Below are 2,389 nucleotides of genomic sequence, written 5' to 3' on the forward strand. Positions count from 1 at the left end.
TCGTCGACCCGATCGACGGCACCAAGAACTACGTCCGCGGTGTGCCGGTCTGGGCGACGCTGATCTCCCTGACCGTGGTGGGCGAGGGCGGCTATGAACCGGTGGTCGGCGTGGTCTCGGCGCCCGCGCTCGGCCGCCGCTGGTGGGCGGCGAAGGGCGGCGGCGCGTACACCGGCCGCAGTCTCACCTCGGCGAGCAGGCTGCGTGTCTCCAGCGTCGGCAAAGTCGCCGACTCCTCGTTCGCGTACTCCTCACTGACGGGCTGGGAGGCGCAGGGCAGGCTCGACGGCTTCCTGGATCTGACCCGGGACTGCTGGCGGACGCGCGGCTACGGGGACTTCTGGCCGTACATGATGGTCGCCGAGGGCTCGGTGGACATGTGCGCGGAGCCGGAACTCTCCCTCTGGGACATGGCGGCGAACGCGATCATCGTCGAGGAGGCCGGCGGGACGTTCACCAGCCTCGACGGGGTGCGCGGGGTGGAGGGCGGCAATGCGGCGGCCTCCAACGGGCTGCTCCACGGCGACCTGCTCGGCTATCTGAACCAGCGTTACCAGTAACCGCCAGTCTCCCCAGGGCTTTCCCGCAGCTTCACTTCTGAGGCGCGTGAGGGGCGCGAGGGGCGTGAGTCGTACTTTTACGCGCCCCTCAACTCGCCCCTACCACCCCCTTGTTGACCCCACGGCGGGATGCGACTCTAGGAGTCCCCCCACTTGTGAACTTGTGAATCGGTTCTCGTGTTCCGGTCCACCAAGGAGGTGGCTCCATTCATGCTCGTCCGCGACGCCATGAGCACAGTGGTCCTCACCATCGGCCCCGCCCACACCCTGCGCCAGTCCGCCCGGCTGATGTCGGCGCGCCGCGTCGGCGCGGCCGTGGTCCTGGACCCCGACACCAGCGGTCTCGGCATCCTCACCGAACGCGACATCCTCAACGCGGTGGGCTCGGGCCTCGACCCCGACCATGAACTCGCCGCGACGCACACCACGACCGACGTCGTCTTCGCCGCGCCCTCCTGGACCCTTGAGGAGGCGGCCGCAGCGATGGCGCACGGCGGCTTCCGGCATCTGATCGTGCTGGACGACATGGGCCCGGTGGGCGTCGTGTCGGTGCGCGACATCATCCGCGCGTGGGCGCCGGGCAGACTGCACCCGGCGGAGCAGCTGGTCTCCTGACGTACACCACGCACGGAGGGCCGGCTCCCGTACGACACGGGAACCGGCCCTCCGAAGCGCTCTACGGGGGTGACGATCAGGCGCGCAGAGCGGCGACCGCCGTCTCCAGTCGCTTGCCGAAGTCACCGTCGGCCTGGCGGAAGTTGTTGACCGCGCGCTCGGCGATGTCGTCGCGCGACACCTTCGAGATGAACTGCGCAAGGTTCTCGACCAGGCGCCCCTGCTCGTCCTCGGACATCTGCCGGTAGAGGTTGCCGGCCTGCACGAAGTCGTTGTCCTCGGCGTGGCTGGGCGCCTCGTGGTTGCCGGTCGCACCCGACACGGGGGCGGGCTGCCACAGCGGCTTGTCCGTCTGGAACGGGCCGCCGAACGAGTTCGGCTCGTAGTTCTTGCTGCCCTGGTGACGGCCGTCGTACAGCGCGCCGTCACGGGAGTTGGTGCGCGCCTCGGTGGCGTGCGGGCGGTTCACCGGCAGGTGGTCGGCGTTGATGCCGACGCGGTAGCGGTGCGCGTCGCCGTACGCGAAGAGACGGCCCTGCAGCATCTTGTCGGGCGACGGACCGATGCCGGGCACGAAGTGGGCGGGCGAGAAGATGGACTGCTCGACCTCGGCGAAGATGTTCTCCGGGTTGCGGTTGAGCTCCAGCTTGCCGATCTCGATCGGCGGGTAGTCCGCGTGCGGCCAGACCTTGGTCAGGTCGAACGGGTTGAAGCGGTACGTCGCCGCCTCGGCCGCCGGCATGATCTGGACCTGCACCGTCCAGGACGGGAACTCGCCGCGCTCGATCGACTCGCGCAGATCGCGCTGGTGGCTGTCGGGGTCCATACCCGAGAGCTGGTTGGCGTCCTCGGTGGTGAGGTTTTTGATGCCCTGGTCGGTCTTGAAGTGGTACTTGACCCAGAAGACCTCGCCGGCCTCATTGTTCCACTGGTACGTGTGCGAGCCGTACCCGTTCATGTGGCGCAGGGTCGCCGGGATGCCGCGGTCACCGAAGAGCCACGTCACCTGGTGGGTGGACTCGGGGCTCAGACCCCAGAAGTCCCACACGTTGTCGGCTTCCTGGCTGCCTGTGTACGGGTCGCGCTTCTGGGTGTGGATGAAGTCCGGGAACTTGATGGCGTCCTTGATGAAGAACACCGGGGTGTTGTTTCCGACGAGGTCGTAGTTGCCCTCTTCGGTATAGAACTTCAGCGCGAAGCCGCGCGGGTCGCGC

At 68.1% G+C, this 2,389-nt stretch carries 3 protein-coding genes; 2 read left to right on the forward strand and 1 reads right to left on the reverse strand.

What is annotated here, in order from left to right; translation table 11 throughout:
• Both J0695_RS34480 and J0695_RS34485 read left to right on the forward strand, forming a co-directional pair.
• On the forward strand, nucleotides 1-560 hold a 560-nt coding region (locus J0695_RS34480; RefSeq protein WP_206968714.1), incomplete at its 5' end, for an inositol monophosphatase family protein.
• Nucleotides 561-770: 210 nt separating this feature from the next.
• Nucleotides 771-1,175: a CBS domain-containing protein gene (locus J0695_RS34485; RefSeq protein ID WP_206968715.1), complete on the forward strand. Its 405-nt coding sequence runs from the start codon at nucleotides 771-773 to the stop codon at nucleotides 1,173-1,175.
• A gap of 76 nt (nucleotides 1,176-1,251) precedes the next feature.
• Here the strand turns inward: J0695_RS34485 and J0695_RS34490 are convergent.
• Nucleotides 1,252-2,389: catalase (locus J0695_RS34490; protein ID WP_206968716.1), on the reverse strand; the 1,138-nt coding region annotated here is incomplete at its 5' end.

The organism is Streptomyces beijiangensis (assembly GCF_017315755.1).
GTDB lineage: Bacteria > Actinomycetota > Actinomycetes > Streptomycetales > Streptomycetaceae > Streptomyces > Streptomyces beijiangensis.

Excerpts from the sequence above, each read along its gene's own strand:
- J0695_RS34485 (WP_206968715.1), top strand. The coding sequence starts at position 771 with ATGCTCGTCCGCGACGCCATGAGCACAGTGGTCCTCACCATCGGCCCC.